General features: G+C 43.0%; 19 protein-coding genes and 1 pseudogene. 7 read left to right on the top strand and 13 right to left on the bottom strand.

Features of this window, described 5'->3' with window-relative positions; genetic code table 11:
• Window positions 1-722 precede the first annotated feature (722 nt).
• Window positions 723-1,877 (top strand): alanine--glyoxylate aminotransferase family protein, encoded by a 1,155-nt coding sequence (locus F6K51_RS00100; protein ID WP_293017250.1) that lies wholly within the window; start codon window positions 723-725, stop codon window positions 1,875-1,877.
• Window positions 1,878-2,295: 418 nt separating this feature from the next.
• Window positions 2,296-3,558, top strand: a complete 1,263-nt coding sequence (metK, locus tag F6K51_RS00095; protein WP_293017249.1) for a methionine adenosyltransferase — start codon at window positions 2,296-2,298, stop codon at window positions 3,556-3,558.
• A 151-nt stretch (window positions 3,559-3,709) separates the two neighbouring features.
• On the opposite strand, the gene F6K51_RS00090 is transcribed toward metK, so the two are convergent.
• The 4 genes from F6K51_RS00090 to F6K51_RS00075 form a co-directional block, all read right to left on the bottom strand.
• On the bottom strand, window positions 3,710-5,425 hold the full coding sequence (locus F6K51_RS00090; RefSeq protein WP_293017248.1) for a DUF3352 domain-containing protein: 1,716 nt from the start codon (window positions 5,423-5,425) through the stop codon (window positions 3,710-3,712).
• A gap of 175 nt (window positions 5,426-5,600) precedes the next feature.
• Window positions 5,601-6,734: a 7,8-didemethyl-8-hydroxy-5-deazariboflavin synthase subunit CofH gene (cofH, locus tag F6K51_RS00085; protein WP_293017247.1), complete on the bottom strand. Its 1,134-nt coding sequence runs from the start codon at window positions 6,732-6,734 to the stop codon at window positions 5,601-5,603.
• Between the two features lie 200 nt (window positions 6,735-6,934).
• Window positions 6,935-8,281 (bottom strand): transposase, encoded by a 1,347-nt coding sequence (locus tag F6K51_RS00080; RefSeq protein WP_293017246.1) that lies wholly within the window; start codon window positions 8,279-8,281, stop codon window positions 6,935-6,937.
• Window positions 8,282-8,316: 35 nt separating this feature from the next.
• Window positions 8,317-8,601 (bottom strand): hypothetical protein, encoded by a 285-nt coding sequence (locus F6K51_RS00075; protein WP_293017245.1) that lies wholly within the window; start codon window positions 8,599-8,601, stop codon window positions 8,317-8,319.
• A gap of 38 nt (window positions 8,602-8,639) precedes the next feature.
• Between F6K51_RS00075 and F6K51_RS00070 the strand changes: the two genes are divergently transcribed.
• The 4 genes from F6K51_RS00070 (at window position 8,640) to ppk2 (ending at window position 13,532) form a co-directional block, all read left to right on the top strand.
• Complete coding sequence (locus F6K51_RS00070) at window positions 8,640-10,445, top strand: phospholipid carrier-dependent glycosyltransferase (RefSeq protein ID WP_293017244.1); 1,806 nt, start codon at window positions 8,640-8,642, stop codon at window positions 10,443-10,445.
• Window positions 10,446-10,580: 135 nt separating this feature from the next.
• Window positions 10,581-11,789, top strand: coding sequence for a glutathione S-transferase family protein (locus tag F6K51_RS00065; protein WP_293017243.1), 1,209 nt, complete (start codon window positions 10,581-10,583; stop codon window positions 11,787-11,789).
• Window positions 11,790-12,012: 223 nt separating this feature from the next.
• Window positions 12,013-12,396: a hypothetical protein gene (locus tag F6K51_RS00060; RefSeq protein WP_293017242.1), complete on the top strand. Its 384-nt coding sequence runs from the start codon at window positions 12,013-12,015 to the stop codon at window positions 12,394-12,396.
• Window positions 12,397-12,548: 152 nt separating this feature from the next.
• Entirely contained in the window at window positions 12,549-13,532 is a 984-nt protein-coding gene (gene ppk2, locus F6K51_RS00055; protein ID WP_293017241.1) for a polyphosphate kinase 2, read from the top strand.
• A gap of 14 nt (window positions 13,533-13,546) precedes the next feature.
• Here ppk2 and F6K51_RS00050 read toward each other — a convergent pair whose 3' ends face one another.
• The 7 genes from F6K51_RS00050 to F6K51_RS00020 form a co-directional block, all read right to left on the bottom strand.
• On the bottom strand, window positions 13,547-14,023 hold the full coding sequence (locus F6K51_RS00050; RefSeq protein ID WP_293017240.1) for a hypothetical protein: 477 nt from the start codon (window positions 14,021-14,023) through the stop codon (window positions 13,547-13,549).
• Between the two features lie 139 nt (window positions 14,024-14,162).
• Window positions 14,163-15,710 carry an ammonium transporter gene (locus tag F6K51_RS00045; RefSeq protein ID WP_293017239.1) on the bottom strand — a complete coding sequence of 516 codons (1,548 nt, stop codon included), beginning with the start codon at window positions 15,708-15,710 and terminating at the stop codon, window positions 14,163-14,165.
• Window positions 15,711-16,217: 507 nt separating this feature from the next.
• Window positions 16,218-16,343, bottom strand: coding sequence for a hypothetical protein (locus tag F6K51_RS00040; RefSeq protein ID WP_293017238.1), 126 nt, complete (start codon window positions 16,341-16,343; stop codon window positions 16,218-16,220).
• A gap of 967 nt (window positions 16,344-17,310) precedes the next feature.
• Complete coding sequence (locus F6K51_RS00035) at window positions 17,311-18,552, bottom strand: GTPase (protein ID WP_293017237.1); 1,242 nt, start codon at window positions 18,550-18,552, stop codon at window positions 17,311-17,313.
• Window positions 18,553-18,594: 42 nt separating this feature from the next.
• Window positions 18,595-20,037, bottom strand: a complete 1,443-nt coding sequence (locus tag F6K51_RS00030; protein ID WP_293017236.1) for an ammonium transporter — start codon at window positions 20,035-20,037, stop codon at window positions 18,595-18,597.
• On the bottom strand, window positions 19,994-20,266 hold the full coding sequence (locus F6K51_RS00025; RefSeq protein WP_293017235.1) for a hypothetical protein: 273 nt from the start codon (window positions 20,264-20,266) through the stop codon (window positions 19,994-19,996). Before F6K51_RS00025 ends, F6K51_RS00030 begins: the two co-directional genes overlap by 44 nt.
• 1,233 nt (window positions 20,267-21,499) lie before the next feature.
• A complete protein-coding gene (locus tag F6K51_RS00020) occupies window positions 21,500-21,643 on the bottom strand; it encodes a hypothetical protein (RefSeq protein ID WP_293017234.1) in 144 nt (47 codons plus the stop codon).
• A 199-nt stretch (window positions 21,644-21,842) separates the two neighbouring features.
• On the opposite strand from F6K51_RS00020, the gene F6K51_RS00015 reads away from it, so the two are divergent.
• A complete protein-coding gene (locus F6K51_RS00015; RefSeq protein ID WP_293017233.1) occupies window positions 21,843-22,091 on the top strand; it encodes a hypothetical protein in 249 nt (82 codons plus the stop codon).
• Between the two features lie 180 nt (window positions 22,092-22,271).
• Here F6K51_RS00015 and F6K51_RS00010 read toward each other — a convergent pair whose 3' ends face one another.
• Together F6K51_RS00010 and F6K51_RS00005 are read right to left on the bottom strand one after the other, a co-directional pair.
• On the bottom strand, window positions 22,272-22,487 hold the full coding sequence (locus F6K51_RS00010) for a type II toxin-antitoxin system HicB family antitoxin (RefSeq protein WP_293017232.1): 216 nt from the start codon (window positions 22,485-22,487) through the stop codon (window positions 22,272-22,274).
• A gap of 124 nt (window positions 22,488-22,611) precedes the next feature.
• Window positions 22,612-22,880 (bottom strand): annotated as a pseudogene (locus tag F6K51_RS00005) (hypothetical protein); the annotation flags it as partial.

Genomic DNA, 22,880 nt, shown 5'->3' with positions numbered 1-22,880 from the left:
TGCCAAACATGCGTTCGCTGAAAGCGGGACGCAGTCCATCGCTTAAAGCGTGCAGATCGCGAATCTTTTTATTTTCTAGCCTACTTTGCGGTTGAACGCGCACGCGTGGCCTTTTGGCCAAGGTTAATCCGTTGAAGGTTAAAGGTTGTTTCCTGCAACCTGCCAACCGGGTAACCTGACAACCGGCTAACCCAGGTATAATGGTTTCAGGGTATTTATTTATTTATTTTTATTCAAACTGGTGTTATTTATTTTTTTAGTGGATAAAGGTTTCATAATTTAGATGCATTTGCCCTACCTTTATAGGTCAACAAACTAGATTCAAATTCCTTTTGTTTGAGGATCACATCTTTGGTAAACTGTTGTGTATTAAAAATACATAACAGCTTAACTGCTTACCTCACCATTGCCATTGGCATCTTTGCCGATATCCCAGCAGATTAGGTTTTGTTGGGTGCATCTCAATGGATGAAATTAAGCAAAAATTCGCGCGAGAATTCCCACAATCCCCACAATCCCCACACTTCCCACACTTTCCACACTTCCCTTTTTTTTGGAAATATGAGATACACCCGGTTTTGTTGACCTCTTTAATCTCCTCTGTGCTTGAGGCTCAAGCTGATTTCTTGTCCCGTCTTACTTCCTAGAAGACGGGGATAGCCGCGTTCGGGTTATTATTTATTTTGGTTAACTCTTACTTTACTAAACACTTAATATAATAAATGACCTCAACTCCATCAATCAAAGATAATAATCGCGTCTCCCTGACCGATATAGACATGCCTCCGACGCTGTTACTCGGACCAGGGCCATCTAATGCCCATCCCTCCATATTAACAGCCTTGGGACTGCCCCCAGTTGGTCACCTGGATCCCCGTTTCATCGCACTGATGAACGAAGTGCAAACCTTACTCCGCTACGCTTGGCAAACTGATAACCCGATGACCATTCCCATGAGTGGGACAGGTAGTGCGGCCATGGAAGCTACTCTAGCCAATGCAGTAGAACCAGGTGATGTGGTTTTAGTTGGGGTTAAGGGTTACTTTGGACACCGACTCGTGGATATGGCTGGTCGTTATGGTGCTGATGTCCGTAAACTAATCAAGCCTTGGGGGCAAGTCTTTACCCTTGATGAACTCCGAGAAGGCTTGGAAACCCATCGTCCTGCTGTCTTGGCTTTGGTTCATGCTGAAACTTCAACCGGTGCCCGTCAGCCTCTGGAGGGTGTGGCTGAGTTGTGCCGAAATTTCAATTGCTTGCTGCTGGTTGACACAGTCACCAGTTTAGGTGGGGTGCCACTGTTTATTGATGAATGGGGCATTGATCTTGCCTATAGTTGCTCCCAAAAAGGGCTTAGCTGTCCACCAGGCATTTCCCCTTTCACCATGGGAGCTCGTGCCCTCGAAAAACTCCACCAGCGTCGTACCCAAGTTGCTAATTGGTATTTGGATATATCGATGTTGAGCAAATATTGGGGCGACGAGCGCACCTACCACCACACAGCTCCAATTAATATGAATTACGCCTTGCGCGAAGCTTTGCGATTGGTTGCTCAAGAGGGACTAACCGCTTGTTGGGAAAGGCATCAAGCTAATGCTGAATTGCTTTGGGAAGGTTTGGCTGATTTGGGTCTAGAATGTCACGTGGAGCAAGAATTTCGTTTGCCTACCTTGACCACGGTTCGGATACCAGAGGGGGTAGATGGCAAGGCAGTTACCCGCAAACTGCTGGATGATTACAACATGGAAATTGGTGGCGGCTTGGGTGAATTAGCAGGTAAAGTCTGGCGCATTGGTTTAATGGGTTATAACTCTCGGCGAGAGAATGTGGAGCAAGTGTTACATGCTTTAAAGGAGGTTTTAGGGGATTCTAAATAAAACTTAATGGCAAGGGATTGGTAAGGGATGTAATGGTGGTGGTGATCCTATTTGTGCAGAAATATGCTCTTTAGCTTATAACTGACTGCTGATAGCTGAATCATTACCCTTGCCAAGCCTAACAATGCCACAAAGGGTGAAATGTTAAAAATTTCATAAGAACCAGAGCGAGAGGATAAAACGTTGCTCGGATTATGGAGTTTAACGATTCATGAATTAAAAAATAGGTCAATAGTCAACAAAACTATACTTTTTGACTATTTACTCGTCAAATCATGCTGAAAAAGGATTCAGGATTTAATTCAGGATTTAAAATGCTATAATTTAAGATTAAATTTTTGATAGTGGCGAGTTCAAGCAACCCAAAATGATCTATGCTATACAGGTTATTCAGTAATAGTTAAAGGAGAATTGCTAATTGTCTCGTCGCTATTTATTTACGTCTGAATCGGTTACCGAAGGTCATCCTGACAAAGTCTGTGATCAGATTTCTGACACTATCCTAGATGCTATGCTCGCTCAAGATCACCAAAGCCGTGTTGCGGCTGAAGTGGTCGTTAACACCGGTTTGGTCTTGATTACTGGTGAAATTACCTCCCAAGCCCAGGTCAATTTGATTGATTTGGCGCGGAAGAAAATTGCTGAAATCGGTTACACTGATGCCGACAATGGTTTTTCTGCCAACAGTTGCTCTGTTTTAGTTGCTCTTGATGAGCAATCTCCTGATATTTCCCAAGGGGTGACTACTGCCCAGGAAAGCCGGCAGGAAATGAGTGACGATGAACTAGATGCCATTGGTGCAGGGGACCAAGGTCTGATGTTTGGCTTTGCCTGCAACGAAACTCCAGAACTGATGCCCATGCCCATCAGCCTGGCTCATCGGGTTTCTCGCCGTCTGGCAGCTGTACGTAAAACCGGTGATTTAGCTTACCTGCGTCCTGATGGCAAAACCCAGGTCAGTGTGGTTTATGAAGATGGCAAACCGGTTGGGATTGACACGATTCTGGTTTCTACCCAACATGATGCCACTATTGGTGATATTACCGATGAGGTAGCTGTCCAGGCAAAAATTAAAGATGACTTGTGGTCAGCAGTGGTGGAACCCTGTTTCCAAGATATCGAGATTAAGCCGGATCATAAAACACGCTTCCTGGTGAACCCAACAGGGAAATTTGTGGTTGGTGGTCCCCAAGGTGACGCCGGTTTAACTGGTCGCAAAATTATTGTAGACACCTATGGTGGTTACTCACGGCATGGTGGTGGTGCCTTCTCTGGCAAAGACCCCACTAAGGTAGACCGTTCCGCTGCCTATGCTTGTCGCTATGTAGCTAAGAACATTGTGGCAGCAGGTTTAGCAGAAAAATGCGAAGTCCAGCTGAGTTACGCGATTGGGGTGGCTAGACCCGTCAGTATCCTTGTAGAAACCTTTGGCACTGGTAAAGTGGACGAGGAGATTTTGCTGGAATTGGTCAACAAGCATTTTGAACTGCGTCCTGCTGGAATTATCCAAACTTTCAATCTGCGCCGATTACCCGCAGAACGGGGTGGTCGTTTCTATCAAGACACAGCAGCTTATGGTCATTTCGGGCGTAGCGATTTGATTTTGCCTTGGGAAGAAACTGATAAAGCAGAAATCCTTAAGGAAGCTGCTAGTAAATTTGGTGCTGTATCGATGGCATAAACTACGACTTGGTTAATTTACTTTTGAGGGTTAATTCAAGGTGTTAAGTGTTAGGCATTAGGCTTTAGGGATGAGTTAAAGCCTAATGCCTAGTGCTATTAAGCTATCAGCTATCAGCTGATAGCTGATAGCTGATAGCTTAATAGCGTCTTTACGGCTTTTGCTGATTATCTCCCTTCTTAGTTTCAGCAGCTTTACTGGGTTGAGACTGTTTTTTCAACTGAACAAAAAGTTTAAAGCGGGTACGATTGGGGTCGATTGTAGCAACCGTTAAGCCGATGGTATTAATTGCCTTTGCTAAGATTTCTTGCTGGCTTGATAGTTGGGCGAGATTGAGATTACTGCTGTTGAGGGTACGCTCAACATCAAGGAAAAATTGACCAGTGTTGGGATTAGGTTTGGTTGGTACGGTGTTTTGAAACAGAGGTGCTTGAAGTAGTGTCTTTTGGGGTTGAGGGACCAGTTCACTAGCAATGGGGGCTCCTAGGGTGAAGAAGACTACATTCCCTTCTAACCAGCCGTGGGTAGCATTCACCCCTCCTAAAGTAGCTGTCCAGGTCACCATTGGTTGACCGTTCACCTGAGTTTCTACCACCGGTAACTGATAACTATTAGTGATTAAGTCATCCAATTGCTGTAGGGTTGCTTGAGCACGAGAGCGATCGCTTACTTTTACCATCAATGCTATCCCAGCTCCTAAGGGAGCAGAGTAAGGGTTATCCTGAAGCGCCAGTTGTTCGGGAGACATTGGTATTAAGGCTAGGGCAAACTCCCCTTCCATCCAAGACAGTAAATCCTTTTCCCAATCCAACCCTAAGGTGGTTTTCAATCCAGCTTGGAAATTGTCTGGGGAAATGGGGATTAGAGAATTTAATGCTCCTTGTTCGGTATAGTATTGCCAAAATTGTCTGATGTTACCCCCAGATATAATGGCTAGGGTACTCGCTGGCATCCGTCTAGGCAAAAAAGAACCGCTATTTTGGTTACTGACCTTAACAGCGCTTCTGGGTTTGAGCCAGGAAATCCCTTCAAAACTTATCCCCTTTGGTGCTAGGGTTACTGTTGTGACTATGTCTTGCTTTAAGGGTTTAGCTGCTGTTGTTTCAGGCTGCTCCTGGGCATCAGAGGCTACTGCGGCTAAAAAAGCTGGTAGATTAATATACAACTGAGCAAAGGACTGATCAGTTTTAATCTGAGCGATCGCATCTTGGTAACCAGCTTTACTAGCTACCGAGATAGCTCCTTTGTAGGTGTCAATCACCTGATCAATAATTTTGGGGTTTTCACTCACCACTAGAAAACGCCCCAGCACTGCTACTGAGTACTTTTGGGAGTTACTCTTGTTCGTTTCGTAAACCTGAATACCTCTGTAGGTTCTCTCAACCCACTGTTTCCCTGATTGAGACTTGGCTTTTTTGAACAGCTCCATTGCTTGGGTTAGTTTGTCAATGGGTAGTACAATCAAACTGGGAAAAACTGATTGATCGTTTGATAAGACTGCTGGTGATAACTCTCTAGGGCTAAAGTATGCTAAGGTAACGTCTTGACCCAACCAAGGTTTGATATCTTCCTGATAGTTGTAGCCGTTAGCAGTTAGTAAATTTTCCTGCAACTGAGCAAGCTGTTTTTCCAAAACTTGTCGAGATTCAGTTGTGCCATAGTTTAGCAACTGCTGCCATTGTTTGGAATCTGTAGAAATTGATGCAGTAAAGAAGGCATTTTGCGGAACTAACTGGGTACTTACCTGAATATTTGGTTGGAAAATCTGCCGCCGCACTAGCAACCAGTAAGCGGTTACTCCACCGCCTACTACCAAGACGGCTGCTGCAAAAATTAGCAGTAGAGAAGATTTCTTTTTTTTTGTCATGGATTTGATTGCTAGGGACATCAATATAAGGGCTTATATCTCTGTGTGACCGTTGAATCTGATTAAAATTGGTTGTTCGTAAATTAATAATTAATAATTAATAATTATCAATTACCAATTATTAATTAACAGGTATGGTATCAACCAGATTAGAAGTGATTAACTGGACTTGATCTTAGCTGTAGATCGTATCTCGTTGCTGATAGGGACGCCCAAGGGATTGAATGGCTGCTTGTAATGTTTCTACTTCCATACAGGTACCCCCCATAGCTCCGGCCATGGTGGTGATATGCTCCTCCATTAATGTGCCACCAATATCATTACAACCCCATTTAAGGGCATCTGTCGCCCCAGCAAGACCGAGTTTTACCCAACTGGGTTGGTGATTTTGAATCCAGTTTCCTAGGAAAATCCGAGCTACAGCTGTGAGTAACAGAGCATCTTTCAAGACTGGTTGATCCCGTCCAACACGATGACGTAATGGTTTGGGAGCTTCCTGTCCGACAAAGGGCAGTAAGATAAATTCAGTGATTAAGCCAGGGTATCCCTGGTTACGGGCTGTTTGTTGAAGCGATCGCAATTTTTCCAAGTGTGCCATTTGTTGTTGGGGTGTCTCAATATGACCCGAGAGCATGGTACTGGTTGTGGGCATTCCCAGTCGATGAGCTGTTGACACAATCTCTAGCCAAGTGGCGGTATTGGTCTTTTCTGGACAGAGAATACGTCGGACATCATCATCTAAAATCTCGGCTGCTGTTCCTGGCATTGAACCAACACCAGCCTCTTGTAGTTGAGCAATTACCTGAGCATAGCTAAGTCCATCTTGCTCAGCAATAAATTGCACTTCCTGGGGAGAGAAAGCATGGAGATGCAGCTGAGGAAAGTCTTGCTTAATGGTTTTTACCAACCCTAGGTAATAGGGCAAGGTTGACCCATTCATCTTTGCCTTGGGGTTGAGTCCGCCCTGCATGCAAATTTCTGTAGCATTCCGCCGCACCGCATCCGCTGCCTTTTCATGAATTTGCTGCCAATCGAGCCAATAAGCACCCTCGTCAGAGGCATCCCGCCGAAAAGCACAGAAACTACAGTGCTGGGTACAGATATTTGTAAAGTTGATATTACGGTTGATAACATAGGTAACGGTATCCCCGACTTGTCTATAGCGCAACCGATCCGCAGTTTCTTGAATTGACGCTACGGCCTGAGGTTCAGTTTGCTTCAAAAGCACAACCCCTTCATCGGGTGATATATCAATACCCCCTAAGGCACGGTTGAGAATAGTATCAACACTAGTGGTAATCACAGGCATATTCAGTAAACCTACACTCAGTAAATCTACAATGATCGCAGTGATCGCAGTTGAACATCTCCATGGTGTAGCCGGAAGGTGAAAATAACTTAGGGGCTAAAACCCCCTGATTCGATATATTTTGTCTGTCATCTATATGAAGCTCCACCACCTGGCAAGCCGTTCGCGTAGCGTCGGGCTTCGCCCGAGGTGGTGGTGTCCTATGCTAACTTAGGATTACCGCTAACCCACAAGTCACACAGGCAGACCCAGCTTCTAGGTGGTCGTCCAGATCTTTTGCTGGAACGACCCTCGTTGTCATTTCTGCAAACGAGCTTAAACACACCTCTAGCACCGATATTGTAAGCGCCATTTAAATCTGCATTAAAGCGTTTACCTGAGGTGAAGGTTGCTAAAGAGTATTTTTTTGAATTCCTCTTGACCACGCCGGAACCATCATAGGCCAACTTTGAAGTATAAGCTGCCACAACTTCTACAACTCTTCCGCCTAATTCCGCCCATTTCATTTCGGTGAAATCTCGGATTTTAGATTTGAGCCATCCATGGAATTTTTGCCGCAGGTTCGATCGCTTTTTGCCACCCTTTGGCCTCCAGCCTTTAAGATTCTCAAACACTATAGCTGAAGAATTGAACTTTTTGGCAATCTCGACAATCCGCTTTGAAACAATATGGCCGATCTGATGATTGATTCTTCGGCATTTATCGTAGGTTTTAGAGCAGAAACCTTTATGGAGTTTCCCGCCTTTACCCATGGTCAATGATGCCCGTGTAGATACGGACTTTAGTCTTTTATCTCGGCGGTCTATGTCTCTTCCAGGATGAACGAATTCAGCATGGATTACAGTTCCGCTGTGAGTTACGACTGCTATTGTGGCTGTTGTGTTGATTCCTAGATCGACTGCTGTAACATTTGCCTCTGGTTTTCTTTTTTCTGGCTTACAGGTAAATGGAACTGACAGGTAATACCCCCGATTGTTTATTACTATAGAAGGAGACATCATCTTGTTAGATGCTACCAAGTGACGCTCTCTTAAACCGGTGATATGAACATCAGTCCAGATCCAATCAGAGCCATTAAAGACCTTAACTTCTACTGTATTGAAACCATGTAGTTTATAGCACTGCCCTTTGTAGAGGGATGGATAACAACCGGTACTTGCATTCAGTCTTGGAGGCTTGGCGTCCTTTCTTTTTCTACTTCCTGATTGCCAATCCCGATAACGAGTAACAAAACTACTAACCTGACCAGCGGAAAATGCGATTGCAGCCCGACGTAAGTAACTAGGGAATTTATAGAAGGTTTTATTGAATTGGGGATATTTGATATTAGGACGCTTAGCAGTCTTGTGCATCAATTTCTCAACGGCAGGGGTCAATTGATCTGCCGTTAAATCCCCAAGTTCCCCCCAGTGAGTATAGATGATGCCAACCAAGTACCGACAAGCACGACGGTAGACCTCGACCGTCTCACTAAGCAGTACACGCTGCTCGGTGGTCGGGTTGAGTCTCCATTTATCGGTGCGGATAACTTTGGCTGGCGTTTTCATCTGTTTCTTTGCTACTCTATTTTTAGTAAATACGGCTATTCTAGATAGGTCAAGCACAAGGCAAAAGAAAACTCAAAAAAGGATGAGAGGAATCCCGGTTTATTATGATGAACTAAAAAAAAACACACCATAATGCTGACCGATACGGCATGGAATAGATTGCGAGCTTCTGCCAAAGAAACAAATATCAGCGTTGGAGAACTAATAGAGCGCTGGGCTAGAGATAACTGATTACTCCTTAACCCCCACCTGGCAAGCCGTTCGCGTAGCGTGGCCATAGGCCAGGTGGGGGAATGCGTCGTATCATTGTTCAATTCCATTGGCAAGTGTGCTCCTTTGCTGATTGAGGTTACTATTTTTGAAAACTTTCCTGAGAAGTCTCTGGTTTCAGCCCCTGTTGCTATTATTTTGGATTACTATTGGCAGTGTTTTACGCTTCACTAACCTCACCCTGAAGTCCCCCTGGACCGATGAATTTGCCACAATCGTGTTCAGCTTGGGCAATAGTTATCAAACCTTACCCCTAGACCAAGCCATTTCCCTATCTACCCTGTTACAACCACTGGCATTTAATCCAGAATCGGGAGCATCAGCAGTTATTCATCATTTATTTACTGAGGATCACCACCCTCCCCTATATTTTGTCCTGGCGAACTGGTGGATGAGGCTATTTTCCTTCGGTGTACAGGCGTTCGATGGAACATCGTTACAGCATAGCGACTTAGTAATTTGGGGGATGCGATCGCTTCCCGCCCTGTTCGGTATAGTATCAATTCCAGTAATCTATGGACTGAGCTGGGTAGGGTTTCGTTCCCGGTTAGTGGCTCAACTAGCAGCAGCAATTATGGCTGTGTCTCCCTACGGTGTCTTTCTAGCCCAGGAAGCCCGTCATTACACCTTAGCTATTTTGTGGGTAATGGCATCCCTGTGCTGCTTAGTTATTGCTGTACAACATCTTCAACGCCAGACTGTTCTACCGATTTGGATATCCCTGTCTTGGGTAGTGGTTAATTGTTTAGGTATAGCAACCCACTATTTTTTTCTCCTGACCCTGTGTGCTGAGGCCATGGTTTTATTAGGACTTTGGGGATTAGCCAAAATTTCTCCTTCTCGACCCTATCCAATCCGGCGCATTGGTGCAGTTGCTGTAGGTAGTGCTATGGGAGGATTAGTTTGGTTACCGGTGTGGCTATCGAGTTACGATGCTCAGATGACTGAATGGATTATCAGTAGCACTGAAGGGAGTTGGGCTTGGAGCAAGCCAATTTTTCAAGCTTTCGCTGCTTGGATCACCATGTTATCGCTATTGCCGGTAGAGTCATCTTCCCTGATCGTGGTCATTGCTTCGGGTTTGGTGATGTTAGTGTTTCTAATCTGGTTGCTCCCGATTCTCTATCGCTATCTAAAAATACAACTAAATCACCCTCAGACTGGTTTGGTCACAGGGGTTTTAGGGAGTTTCTTGATTAGTGCGATCGCATTATTTTTTGGTATTACTTACTGCCTTGGTACTGACCTCACCCGTGGTGCTCGGTATAGTTTCGTTTACTTCCCTGCTGTGATTGTCTTAGTAGCAGCCGCCCTAGCCGTGAGTAACCCTCGCGCCTCAACCACAAATTCCACTGACAATAGTAGCCCTAGTAGACCAAAAACCATAGCGCTAGTTTTGATAATGGGGTTTTTGAGTAGTATTACCGTAGTCAGCAATCTAGGCTATCAAAAATACTATCGTCCAGATTTATTGGTACCCATAATTGAACAACAGTCATCAGTACCGATACTAATTGCTACTACTCACAACACCTTGGTACAGACTGGTGAAATGATGGGGCTGGCTTGGGAATTCCAACAGAAGGCTGATCAAAAACTATCCTCAGTTAATCCCCAATTTATATTGGCACATCAAGACCAAATTCAGTGCCAGCAGAGCAATTGTCCGGCTGCTCTCACTCTTAAACAAACTGTCGCTGATTTGTCAAGTACCATAGATTTATGGTTGGTGAATTTTAACGCAACAGTTGAAGAGTTACCTAATTGTTCTGCTGAGAATTCTGTTAATAATTTAATAACCGTGGATGGTTACCAAGCTCAGGTTTATCACTGTCTTAGTCCTAAGGATTCAGCTGTCAGCTATCAGCCGTTAGCCGTCAGCCGTCAGCCGTGAGCTAAAAGCTCACGCTACGCGAACAGCTTATTTTATTCAATAGCTGATAGCTGATAGCTGATAGCTGATAGCTGATAGCTTACACAAAATATGCGATAGTATCTTTTGTAACAAACTTTAATTAAACCCACCCCCATGAGTATCGCCCCCCTAAGCTGGCAAGAACTAGAAGCTCTGACGGATTTTAAAATAGATACCGTTAATGGAGCTACTAACGCTCAATCTTGTTTGCGCCTATTTGGTTTTAGTGAATCTGATATTCGGGTTACCCTATACCGGGATAACCACGCTTGGTGCCCTTACTGCCAGAAAATTTGGCTATGGTTGGAAGAAAAACAAATTCCTTATCGTATCCAAAAAATTACCATGTTTTGTTATGGTAAGAAAGAACGTTGGTACAAGCAGAAAGTGCCATCCGGAATGCTACCAGCCCTAGAGCTAGATGGTAACTTTATCACCGAAAGTGATGACATTTTAATCGGATTAGAGCGGGTTTTTAAACCCTTAGAGCAAAGCATGAAAGACCCGGCTGTCATAAAGCTAAGGCAGTTGGAGAGACTTCTGTTTAGAGCTTGGTGTACTTGGCTGTGCTATCCTACACGTTCATCTAAAGAAGAGCAACATCACCAAGACCAATTTATTCAAGTGGTGGAGATGGTGGAAAATGCCCTAAGCTCCACTCCAGGTCCTTACTTTCTGGATCAGTTCGGTACTGTTGATGTGATTTTCATGCCTTATGTCGAACGCATGAATGCCAGTCTTTATTACTACAAAGGCTATTCTATAAGGGAAGAAAATCCTCGATTGGCAGCTTGGTTTGAAGCCATGGAAACCCGACCTACCTATCGTGGCACACAGAGCGACTTCCACACCCATGTCCATGATTTGCCTCCCCAGATGGGGGGTTGCTGGCCAAACGATAAACCCCAGACGTTAGTCAATCAGGCACGGGTGGACAATGGTCCTTGGGAAGGGCTACCGGATGTAACTTACCCAGAACCGGAGACTTCCCGTACTGAAGCTCTCCAACGAGTGCTTAAACACCGCACTAATATCATTCGAGTTAACCCCGCCGACGAGACCTTGTTTGATCCAGCCCTCCGTTGTGCCTTGACACACATGATTACCGGGGAAACCTTTATGCCACCGTTGGGTTCAGATCCTGCTCTGCGATATTTGCGCGACAGAATTAGTGTTCCTCGGGATATGTCTATATATGCTGCTAAGAGGCTCAGAGAGTCTCTGGAAAAAACTGCCTCTTTAGTAGGAAATGCTCAAGGTTCTCCTATTCCCATCCGTCACCGACGTGACCAAGATCCAGCTAATTTTGCCAAGGCGATCTAGAGTTGCGATTAGCCCGAAGGGCTACGCTACGCGAACGCACCAACTTTATCCAGCACATTAATCGTAGGGTGGGCAGTGCCTAGCAATCCTATGACCAGCTTGGTGAATCTGCCTGATCCACTGCCCACCGTAGATCTCAGGAGTTAGAAGCTTGGAGTCATAATAAATTATAGCCATTGGCCAAGGGCTATCAATAAGACCTAATTAAATTAATAAATTAACAATGACTAACAACGGCTCGAACAGATTAGATCGAATTGAAGTAACATTAGAACAGATGCTAGCTGTTCAACGTGAACTACAAGAAACACAATTAAAGTTTCAAGAAACACAATTAAAGTTTCAAGAGAACCAACAACGACAAGAGACAATATTAGAACAGATGCTAGCTGTTCAAGCTGAACTACAAGCTGGTCAACTTGAACTACAAGCTGGTCAACTTGAACTACAAGAAAGACAATTAAGGTCTCAAGACAACCAACAACGACAAGAAAGGATATTAGAACAATTGATTGGATATAGCATCACCCAAGAATCTGATAAATTAGATTTAGAGGAAAGAATGAATGCCTTAGAGCAACGAGTTAGAGGATTAGAAAATCGGTGAATTCCCTCTTAGCTCAATTAATGCTTGGTTTTAGGCAAAGGGCAAATCCTAAAGTGGGCAGTGCCTAGCAAACCGATGGCTAGCTTGGTGAATCTGCCTGATCCACTGCCCACCCTACATCAAGCTCAATACAAATACAGGGTTGTATAGCAATGAAAACTAAATCTATGAATGGGGATAAGTCCCAACGGGCGAGCAAAAAGAAGCATCTACTAGCAGCAGATAGTAAAAAGAAAGATAATAAAAAATTAAATAAGGAAAAATTAAATAAGAAAAAACTCAAGAAACAAAAGAAGGCCAATCTCCCCAATTCAGAACGAAGAGTGTTCTACCACATTTCTGAGGCAGAAGGCAGCTCTAAACTTCCCAGGAAAATTTATGAAAAGGAGCTTGCCCGTCTGCAATTGGAACTGGTGAAAATGCAATACTGGACTAAGCATACTGGGACCCGGATTGTGATTGTGTTTGAAGGACGTGATGCAGCGGGTAAGGGAGGGACTATTAAACGGATTACCGAACCCCTAAATCCACGTGGCTGCCGAATTGTGGCATTGGGTACACCCAGTGATCGGGAAAAGACCCAATGGTATTTCCAGCGCTATGTAGCTCATCTGCCCGCAGCCGGTGAAATTGTCTGTTTTGACCGCAGTTGGTACAATCGAGCTGGGGTGGAGCATGTGATGGGTTTTTGTACCGATGCACAGTATCAGGAATTCATGCAAACCTGCCCAGAATTTGAGCAGATGTTGGTCAGATCCGGCATAATTTTGCTGAAGTATTGGTTTTCAGTAAGCGATGAGGAGCAAGAGCGACGGTTCCAATCTCGCACCACCGATCCCGCTCGTCGCTGGAAGCTCAGCCCGATGGATCTAGAATCTCGCGATCGCTGGGTGGAATATTCTCAAGCAAAAGACAACATGTTGGCTCACACCAATATTCCAGAAGCCCCCTGGTTCACGGTGGAAGCTGATGACAAAAAGCGTGCTCGGCTTAATTGCATCAGTCATATTCTCAGCAAGATTCCCTACGTTGATATGACACCGGAACCTCTAGAATTACCCCCACGCAAGAAGGCTCCCAATAATTATGTGCGCCCACCTCTGTATGAGCAATTCTTTGTGCCCCAGTTGTATTGAAATTTGGGAACGTCCTAAAATTCAGGACTTAGGGGTTTATTCCTGTATATTATTTCATTATCCTTTGGCTGATCAAAGAACTGATAACCATTCCGATAAGCTGCTCTAGGGTCAAGTAAATACTGAATCTTTTGTGATGTTTCTTCAATAGCATGTATAATCCTGCCAAGGATATCAGTTTGCTTAGCTTTAACTAGCAACAAACACTGATTAGGATAAAAAACAACAATCAGCAAAGTATCTCTAGATTCAATGAATATTTTTTCGTTGTTTACCAGACTAGGTAAGCGGTTAATAGATTTGTGAAACTCGATTATTTTATCTGCTATTTTTAGAGTTTCAGTTTTATTTAATTCACCTATATATTCAGTAATAGGTAACTGTTTATAGAGGATAACTGCACCTACAATGTCATCATTATCAGCTACTAACTCCCTAACAATTAGATCGTAATATTGTGGTTGTTTTGACATCATCTTGATTCTGGTCATGGGATTATTTTTGATTAAACTACTCTAGAACAGGGAACAGGTAATATCATGTCCGGTTGAGTACTTATACTAAGCGCCTTCTGCCTTCTGCCTTCTGCCTTACTTTAGCCAAAGTGTAAGTATTCAACTGGACATGATATTAATTATGTCTTTGCTGATCTCTCAGCGATGATTGCTTGACATCTGCCTTAAGCAAAAAGCCACTGTAGGCAGTCATACGGTGTTCGTGGAAATCTAGACCTTCAATTTCTGCTTTTTCTGTAACTCTCAGACTTGAGGAAAGTATGCTTTTAACAAATAACCAAGCCAGCCAGCTCATGACAACCGTTGACAGACCTACTGCAACAATGCCGAGTAGTTGAATAAAAAGCTGCCGGATACTATCTATCCCGCCACCACAGAATAGTCCGGCTACTGGACCGTTACCAATACTATACAAATCACCAGGTCCTTCACTGAAAAGAGCTAAAGCCAGTGTTCCCCAGACTCCACTGACAAGATGGACAGAAATAGCACCTACTGGATCATCAATTTTCATCCTGTCCCAGAAGTCCACTGAAAAGACCACAATTATTCCTGCCAGCAGACCTATAGCAATAGCTTTACCAATCGTAACGAATGCACAGGATGCAGTAATAGCTACTAAACCCGACAGTACTCCGTTAATAATCATAGTGGGGTCAGGCTTACTGTCAGGATCCCTTGGGTCAAACCAGGTAGTTATAGCTGCGGCAATACCCCCTGCACAAGCTGCTATATTCGTCGTGAGGACAATATGGCTAATGGAGTTGGGATCTAAATTCGTTGTTCCGGGATTAAAAATGCTTGAGCCGGGATTAAAACCAAACCAGCCCAGCCATAAAATCGAGCAACCTAGAATCGCCAGGCTGAGATTGTGTCCGGGCAGCCCATAGGAGACGCCATCTATATATTTGCCCTTGCGTGGTCCGAGAAGGTAAGCACCTACTAAGGCAGAGCCACCGCCTACGCAGTGAACTACGGTTGAACCAGCAAAGTCCCAAAATTTCAGCCATTCTAGCCAGCCTCCTCCTAGCCAGCCTCCTCCCCAAATCCAGTGACCCGTGATTGGGTAAATTATGCCCACAAGTAGAACGCTGAACAGACAAAACGCCGAAAATTTGATGCGCTCGGCCACTGCTCCAGAGACAATAGTGGCAGCAGTTCCAGCAAAAACCAGTTGAAAAAAGAACTTGGCGTTGAGGGGTATACCAATATCTTTTAGTGAATAGAAGACACCGTTGTAGGCTTCTCCTATGGCTGGACTATTATCTAATCCTGAAAGGAAAAAGCCATTGAAACCTAAAACAGGGTTTCCATCACCAAACATCACAGCAAAGCCAACTGCCCAGTAAGCTACTGTAGACAGGGCAAACACAATCAGGTTTTTAGTCAAAATGTTGGCGGCGTTCTTTTGGCGGCAAAGACCAACTTCCAACATCCCAAAGCCCGCGTTCATGAAGAATACTAAACAACCAGTGAATATCACCCAGATAGTATCCACGGCAATTTGGAGAGATTCAAGGGTAGTCTTAAAAGGTGGATTCTGGGCTACTGCTACCTCGGCACACAACAGGATGATTATTGCGATCGCGGGCAAGCAAACTTTCCAGCTTTGCAGCCTCCAACCGCTGGTACACCTTGACCTTTTGCGGTTTTGTTTAGACATTAGTAATCAAAGGTTTAGTGCTTAGAATAAAAATCAATACTTGTAAGCATTCAGCCGTCAGCTTTCAGCCGTCAGCTTTCAGCTTTCAGCGTAGACCCCTGAATTAATTAATTTTTTTTGGCCTTAGGCTACTAGTGAAAACTCTTTTAGCGTAGATAAAATTTTGGCGTAGATAACACCCTAATCTTAAATCAGCCTAAGTCATGAGTGACCATTGACTTGGCTTATCCTTACACTAGTTCCCTTGATTCTATGAGTAACTGAATCTATTTGTTACCTGGGCACTTGACAGTGTTGTTCCAGGAAGCAGTTAAGCTCTATCTTACTCTTATAGTAGAGGATATTGTCAATGTTGTATGCTAACCTTAGCCTTTTTCTTTTTTTATTCGTCGAAATATATTCCTGTTTTTTTACTATCGTAAAATTTAATTATTCAGCAGTCAGCAGTCAGCAGTCAGCGGTCAGCCGTGAGCTAAAAGCTCACGCTACTTGAGGTGCCGTCAGCCGTCAGCTAGCGTGCCCATCGCCCATAAGCTGATAACTGTTCGCGTAGCGTGCCCGTAGTGCATAAGCTGAATGCTTACTGAGATGTAGCCAGCGAGGATTGATGATCGTGATTTTTTTTTGCATCATGGAAGTAACTCCTTTTTAGGAGGGAGGAAAGCCGCGCTGGTCGTGGTTAACAGTTGTAACCAGCGCGGCTATTAGTATCGGTCGTCACTTTCTATAGTATACATAACTCCTCGAAAAAATGCAAGGGGTATTTTTTTTTTTACATTTATTTACAAATAAAAGTTTTAGGGATTTGTCTACTCACTTATGTTGAATTTGTACAGTATTTTTCATTGGCTTATATTTTGATATACCACGGAATATGGAACAGGTAACAGGGAACAGTGAATATATAAAAAATCGGTTTAGATGATAGAATAGCTAAGCTTTTTTACCTTGAAATTTGATACTACTCAGTTATCACAAAAAACTCAAACCCTATCTCCCTGCGACTGCATCAAGACACAGGTAAATATTAATAAACTTGGTGGAATATCTGAGTTGAGGCCAAGGGCAAAATGCCCCCCGTTATTAAGGGTTCAGTTGAATACCCATAATCAAGACGATTGATCGGGAGATGCCTTTGCCCTGGAAGTGGAGCAACTGACTAAGATTCAGGACTTTCCGGTTTGTTCCTGTATCTTTTTTCATTATTATTTTGCCTAACACTGGGCTGATCACCATTGCCAGAAGCTGGATTAGGGTCAACTAAAGACTGAATCTTTTCTGAGGTATTTTTAATAGTCTTTCTAAGGCTCCCAAGTCTATTAGTTTTTTTAGCTTTAACTAGCAATAAATAATCCTTAGCGTTAAAAACAACAATTAGATCAAAATCTTGATATTCAAACCAAATTCGGTTGGGTCGTTTAATACTAGCAACATTGATTATTGCCTCTGCTATTTCGATAATTTCATCTTCAGATAATTCGCCTATATAATCAGTTTCTGGTAGCCCTTCGTCGGAGATAATAACTGCACCTATAATGTCATCATGAGCATCTACTAACTCCCTAATGATTTTGTCGTAATTTTGTTTATCGTTTAGAATTTATATTATTTCTTGATTATTGATATTTTGAAGGCGATTTGATAAAAAAACGTCTTTGATTTGTTCAAGTTTTTTTGGAGAATTAACTCTAATTTTTCGATATTTATTAAATTCTTCCCTAAATGTTTCTTCAATAAAATCCTTGACTTCCTGGTTACTCTCAGAACCACCAAAATGCCTTTTAGATAATTTATCACAAACGGACGTATACGTGAGTCCCATAATTACTATATAGGTAGCAGCTACTCCTCCCGCAGCTGCCTCTGCTGCCAGAAAACTAGGAGGAAACAAGCCGACCAAAAAAGTTGCTGAGATGTTTAAAGTCCCAACTGCTGCAATAGTAAGTACTGTCGTGCCTGTTTGACCAGTAATTGGGTCTATTATTTTGATAATCTTATCGGAATTATATAATTTCGCTATTTCTTTTAGAAGATTAACTTGAGAGGAAATCATGGCTATGACCGCTGAAAGCGGAATAGGAACAAGCCCAGATACAAAGCAAGTTGTAGCAGCAGCAGCAATGTATTTCCAGGCTACCTTCTTTTTGTCTCCAATCTTGACTATTTGGTTGGCAATAATGGCATCTGAATATATAGTTGGTAATAACTCAATGGTTTTATCTACCAGTTCTTTAAGTCCAAAAGATTCAATTTTTTTATTATTACTATTTAAAGGTTTAGCAGCTACCTCAAGAATGTGATAAGCTTTCTCAAAATTACATTTCTTAATCACATTTGTAAGCTTATTAATATCTTCATTGCTGACAATATCGCACTGAGACAAGACTATGATCACAGGAATTTTTAATCGATTTATTTCGTTAATGATATCCGCATCGAAGTCTTCAAATCTTTTTGAAGCCGCATTTATAACATACCAAATCAAGTGTATTTGTGATGGTAATCCTTCAGATTGTTTGGTATTTAGAAAATTAAACAGATTTTCTTTAAATTCCTGTTCTTTATTCGCTTCATAACCGGCTGAATCGTATAAATTCATGGGTTTACGTGTATCGACAGAACTATGTTCTGGAGTGTAAAAATTGAAGGATTTAGTTACAGGCCATCCCGCATTTGTTTCGGCTTTTTCTATACCAAATACCTTATTGATAAGAGTACTTTTTCCCGTACCAGTCTTACCAATTATGGCTATATTGGGAGCTTTCATTTCTTCAAGGATGTTCTTCAGCTCATCGTTAATTTTTTCAACGGTTTTATTGAGATTATCGTCCATAATCGCCATGATTACTCTCCTAACTCTTTAGTTTGCTAATTCTTTAGTTTGTTAATTCTTTCTTGGGGGATCCTTGAGCGCTGATTCCTTGACATCTGCCTTAAACAAAAAGCCACTGTAGGCGCTCATACGGTGTTCGTGGAAATCTAGACCCTCACGTTCTGCTTTTTCTGTAACCCTCAGACTTGAGGAAAGTATGCTTTTAACGAATAACCAAGCCAGCAAGCTCAGGACAACCGTTGACAGACCTACTGCAACAATGCCAAGTAGTTGAATAGAAAGCTGCCGGATACTATCTATCCCGCCACCACGGAATAGTCCTGCTACTGGACCATCACTATACAAAGCACCAGCTCCTTCACTTCCTTCACTGAAAAGGCCTAAAGCCAGGGTTCCCCAGACTCCACCGACAAGATGGACAGAAATAGCACCTACTGGATCATCAATTTCCATCCTGTCCCAAAATTCCACTGAGAAGACCACAATTATTCCTGCCAGCAGACCTATAGCGATAGCGCTATCAATGGTAACGAATCGACAGGATGCGGTAATGGCTACCAAACCCGACAGTACTCCGTTAATAATCATAGTGGGGTCAGGCTTACTGTTAAGATCCCATGGGTTCAACCAGGTAGCTATAGCTGCGGCAATACCCCCTGCACATGCTGCTGTATTCGTCGTCAGGACAATATGGCTAATTGCCTTGGGATCTAATTCCATCGTTGAGCCCGGGTTAAAACCAAACCAGCCTAGCCATAAAATAAAGCAACCTAGAATCGCGAGGCTGAGATTGTGTCCGGACAGCCCATAGGACACGCCATCTATATATTTACCCTTGCGTGGTCCGAGAAGGTAAACACCCACTAAGGCAGAGCCACCGCCTACGGAGTGAACTACGGTTGAACCAGCAAAGTCCCAAAATTTCAGCCATTCTAGCCAGCCTCCTCCTAGCCAGCCTCCTCCCCAAATCCAGTGACCCGTGATGGGGTAAATGATTGCCACCAGGAGAAGGCTGAACAGACAAAACGCCGCAAATTTGATGCGTTCAGCCACTGCTCCAGAGACAATAGTGGCAGCAGTTCCAGCCAAAACCAGTTGAAAAAAGAACTTGGCGTTGAGGGGTATACCAATATCTTTTAGTGAATCGAAGACATCGTTACTTTTAAGGTAAAAGCCACTCAAACCTATAAAAGGGTTCCCATTGCCAAACATGAAAGCAAAGCCAACTGCCCAGTAAGCGGCTGTAGACAGGGCAAACACAATCAGGTTTTTAGTCAAAATGTTGGCGGCGTTCTTTTGGCGGCAAAGACCAGCCTCCAACATCCCAAAGCCCGCGTTCATAAAGAACACTAAACAACCAGTGAATATCACCCAGATAGTATCCAGGGCGATTTCGAGAAATTTAACCTGGTTTTGGAGAGATTTAAGCTGGTTTTGGAGAGATGTAAGCTCAGAAGGTGGATTCTGGGCTACTGCTACCTCGGCACACAACAAAATGATGATTGCGATCGCGGGCAAGCAAACTTTCCAGCTTTGCAGCCTCCAACCGCTGCTGCACCTTGACCTTTTGCGCTTTTGTCGAGACATTAGTAATAATTAGAATAAGAATAAATACTTTCCCACTAGCAGCTGTGGCAATCCACAGTGGTATGGGAATCATGGCCAAGGAATTGATTCCAAGACCTGTCGATGGATACCTACAATCTCGGTTATCTGTGCTCATTAGGAATTAGCACAAAAAACCTAGCAGGTTCATAAATTAATTAAATTTTTTGGCCTTGGGCTAAGAGTTAATAGGCCTTTCGGCATCAGGGTAAGCGCAAGAATCAATAAGTTGTGGCTCATTGATAAAAAGACGGCACAATTATCAATAACTTAACTCTATTGCGAGTACAGTTCTACGAGATGATAGGGGTTTTGAGCCACGAGCAACCGATATCCAGCCAATGCACATTATGAGCCATTTTTTCTTGCGCTTACCCTGCTTTCGACGTAGATTAAGCCCTGAGCTTAAATGAGTCTAACCCCTATGTGAAATTGACCTGGCTTATCGTTACACTAACTCCCTTGAGCCTATCAGGAAGTGGAGCTATTCGCTCTCTTGCCACTTAGCCGTATTTTTCCAGGAATTAGTTAACCATTATTTTACTCTTATACTAGACCATCTTGTCAAGATTGTGTGCTAACCTTAGCCTTTGTATTTTTTTTGTATTCGAATAAATAAAATTTACAAATAGCTCGTGAACTATAAGGCTGATTTAGAATAACCCCAAAAAATCATTGTATTTCTTTTATAATAGTGCTTGTTGTCTATTTTAGATTCCCTTGTTTCCTCAATCCTCTGTTTACATCTCAAATGGAAAAGCTATATCTCAGGGGAATTTAATATTTTTTTGTATAAAATGTACTTGACAAATATTCAGGTAAGTTATATATTAGTTTGGTCACTGTTGAGGCTACCTCCCAGCAGCCCAACGGGTTAACCTGAAGATCAGCAAAAGTTTTTATTTCGCGATCGCTGATCATGTCAAAGGGCTTATGGCTTGCTTGTGCTGACATCTCAGCAGCTAGAGCCCCGTGTGGAAAGAACCCAGCGTCACAAGGGTCTCGATTGAACCAATTTGGGCAGCTTAAAACAGACTCTCGCCGCCTACAAAGCTCGAAAGTGTCAGGGTGCATCTCATTAAAGCTGTTTGACCCGGTGGGTGGAATGGGCATCTTGCCCGTTATCCCTCTTCTGTCACTCTCCGAAATCTTTTGTCTTTTCTAAATTCTAGAACTTTTGTAGTTCAAGGGATTACCAGATTTTTTTCTAGCAACAAATACAGTATCCAATTTTTTCTAATAGAATAGCTTGTATTGATTGACTGATAATACTTCTGAAGATTGGTGTCCCGGAGACTGACAAAAGAGGGATAGCTAGTCTAACCCGTCCCAATTTTATTAAAGCTCTTCCTCAATTAGCTCCTTTAATCATCAAGTTTGGGGGTATTGAAGCCCTAAGAGAAACGGTGGCAGCGGTTGATGATGTTAGTCGATGGTGGAGGTAGGGAAAAGGGAGTAGGGAGTAGGGAGTAGGGAGTAGGGAAGAGTTAATCAAGGATAGAGGAATTATGATTAGCTTTACTGGGTGTGAAGTGAACCAGTGTTAGGATTCAGTTGATGCCTGTGCCATGGGGAAGAATTGCGCTAAGCTAATGTTAGCTTAATCATGGGCAAGTTTCGTTTTGCTAACTCACCTAGACTATAGGTAAGCTCAATCAATAATAATCAACACTCTCATCCAAACAATACTATCCATGGAAAACGTCAATCAAATCACTTTAAGTTTACCCACAGATTTGCTGAAAACTACAGAAGAACTAATTCAGACAGGACTAGTAAAGAATCTTGAGGAATTAGTTGTATTAGCCTTGCATCATGAAATTGTAAAAATTAAACAGTTACAGCAAAACAATCAACAGCTACAAGAAAATAGCAATAGTGTAGATGATCCCATTTGGGGACTTGGAGACAATCCAGTTGTGGGTGGAGTCAGTTTAGAATGAAGAATGAAGAATGAAGAATGAAGAATGAAGAATGAAGAATTTAGAATTCGGTAGCAAGTATTGGGACAGTCTGTCCCGTAAAGCCAAATGACTGAGGATGAATTCAAACTTGAAATTGCGCTGATGCTGTATAATCAAGAAAAAATCAGCAGTGGCAAAGTCGGTTTTTGTAATCTTTAATTAAACGGTTATTTTTGAATAATTTAATAAAGGTAACTCTTGACCTCTAGCTTGGTAATCTTCTACCAAAAGCTCTAACACTTCTTTAGCATTTTTGAGAGCCTCTTCGTAGCTGCTGCCATGGGTATGAGCATAAGGACCAAATTCTGGTAAACTAGCAATGTAGGTTTGGTCTTGCTCTGACCATTGAATTAAGATACTATAGTGGTTTTTCATCTGTATTTATTTCTGTAAATTATCTAAGTCTCTACTCCCCTCTGATTCCCGATTCCCGATTCCCGATTCCCGATTCCCGATTCCCGATTCCCTAATTAAAAACCACTATAATTAATTAACCGTTTCAATTCATAATCCCGACTAAAATTTCCAGCAACTCGGTTAGCTCTTCTGGGACGATGTAGCGCTTGGGGTCTTGTTGTATAGAACGTTCTTGGCGATTAAAAGTACCGAAACGCCAGTCTTCTCCGGTGGTAACAATGCCGTACAAAATTCTCTGGTCAGACTGGAGCCACTGATCAAGGGCAACCAACTCCACCGCCAGTTGAGTGAAGCCCCTTACCAGATCAGATTGTTTGGCTTCGATCACAATCACGTTATGGTTGGCAATGT

Source organism: Moorena sp. SIO3I8, assembly GCF_010692325.1.
Lineage (GTDB): Bacteria > Cyanobacteriota > Cyanobacteriia > Cyanobacteriales > Coleofasciculaceae > Moorena.
This window is presented reverse-complemented; position numbering and strand designations above follow the sequence as displayed.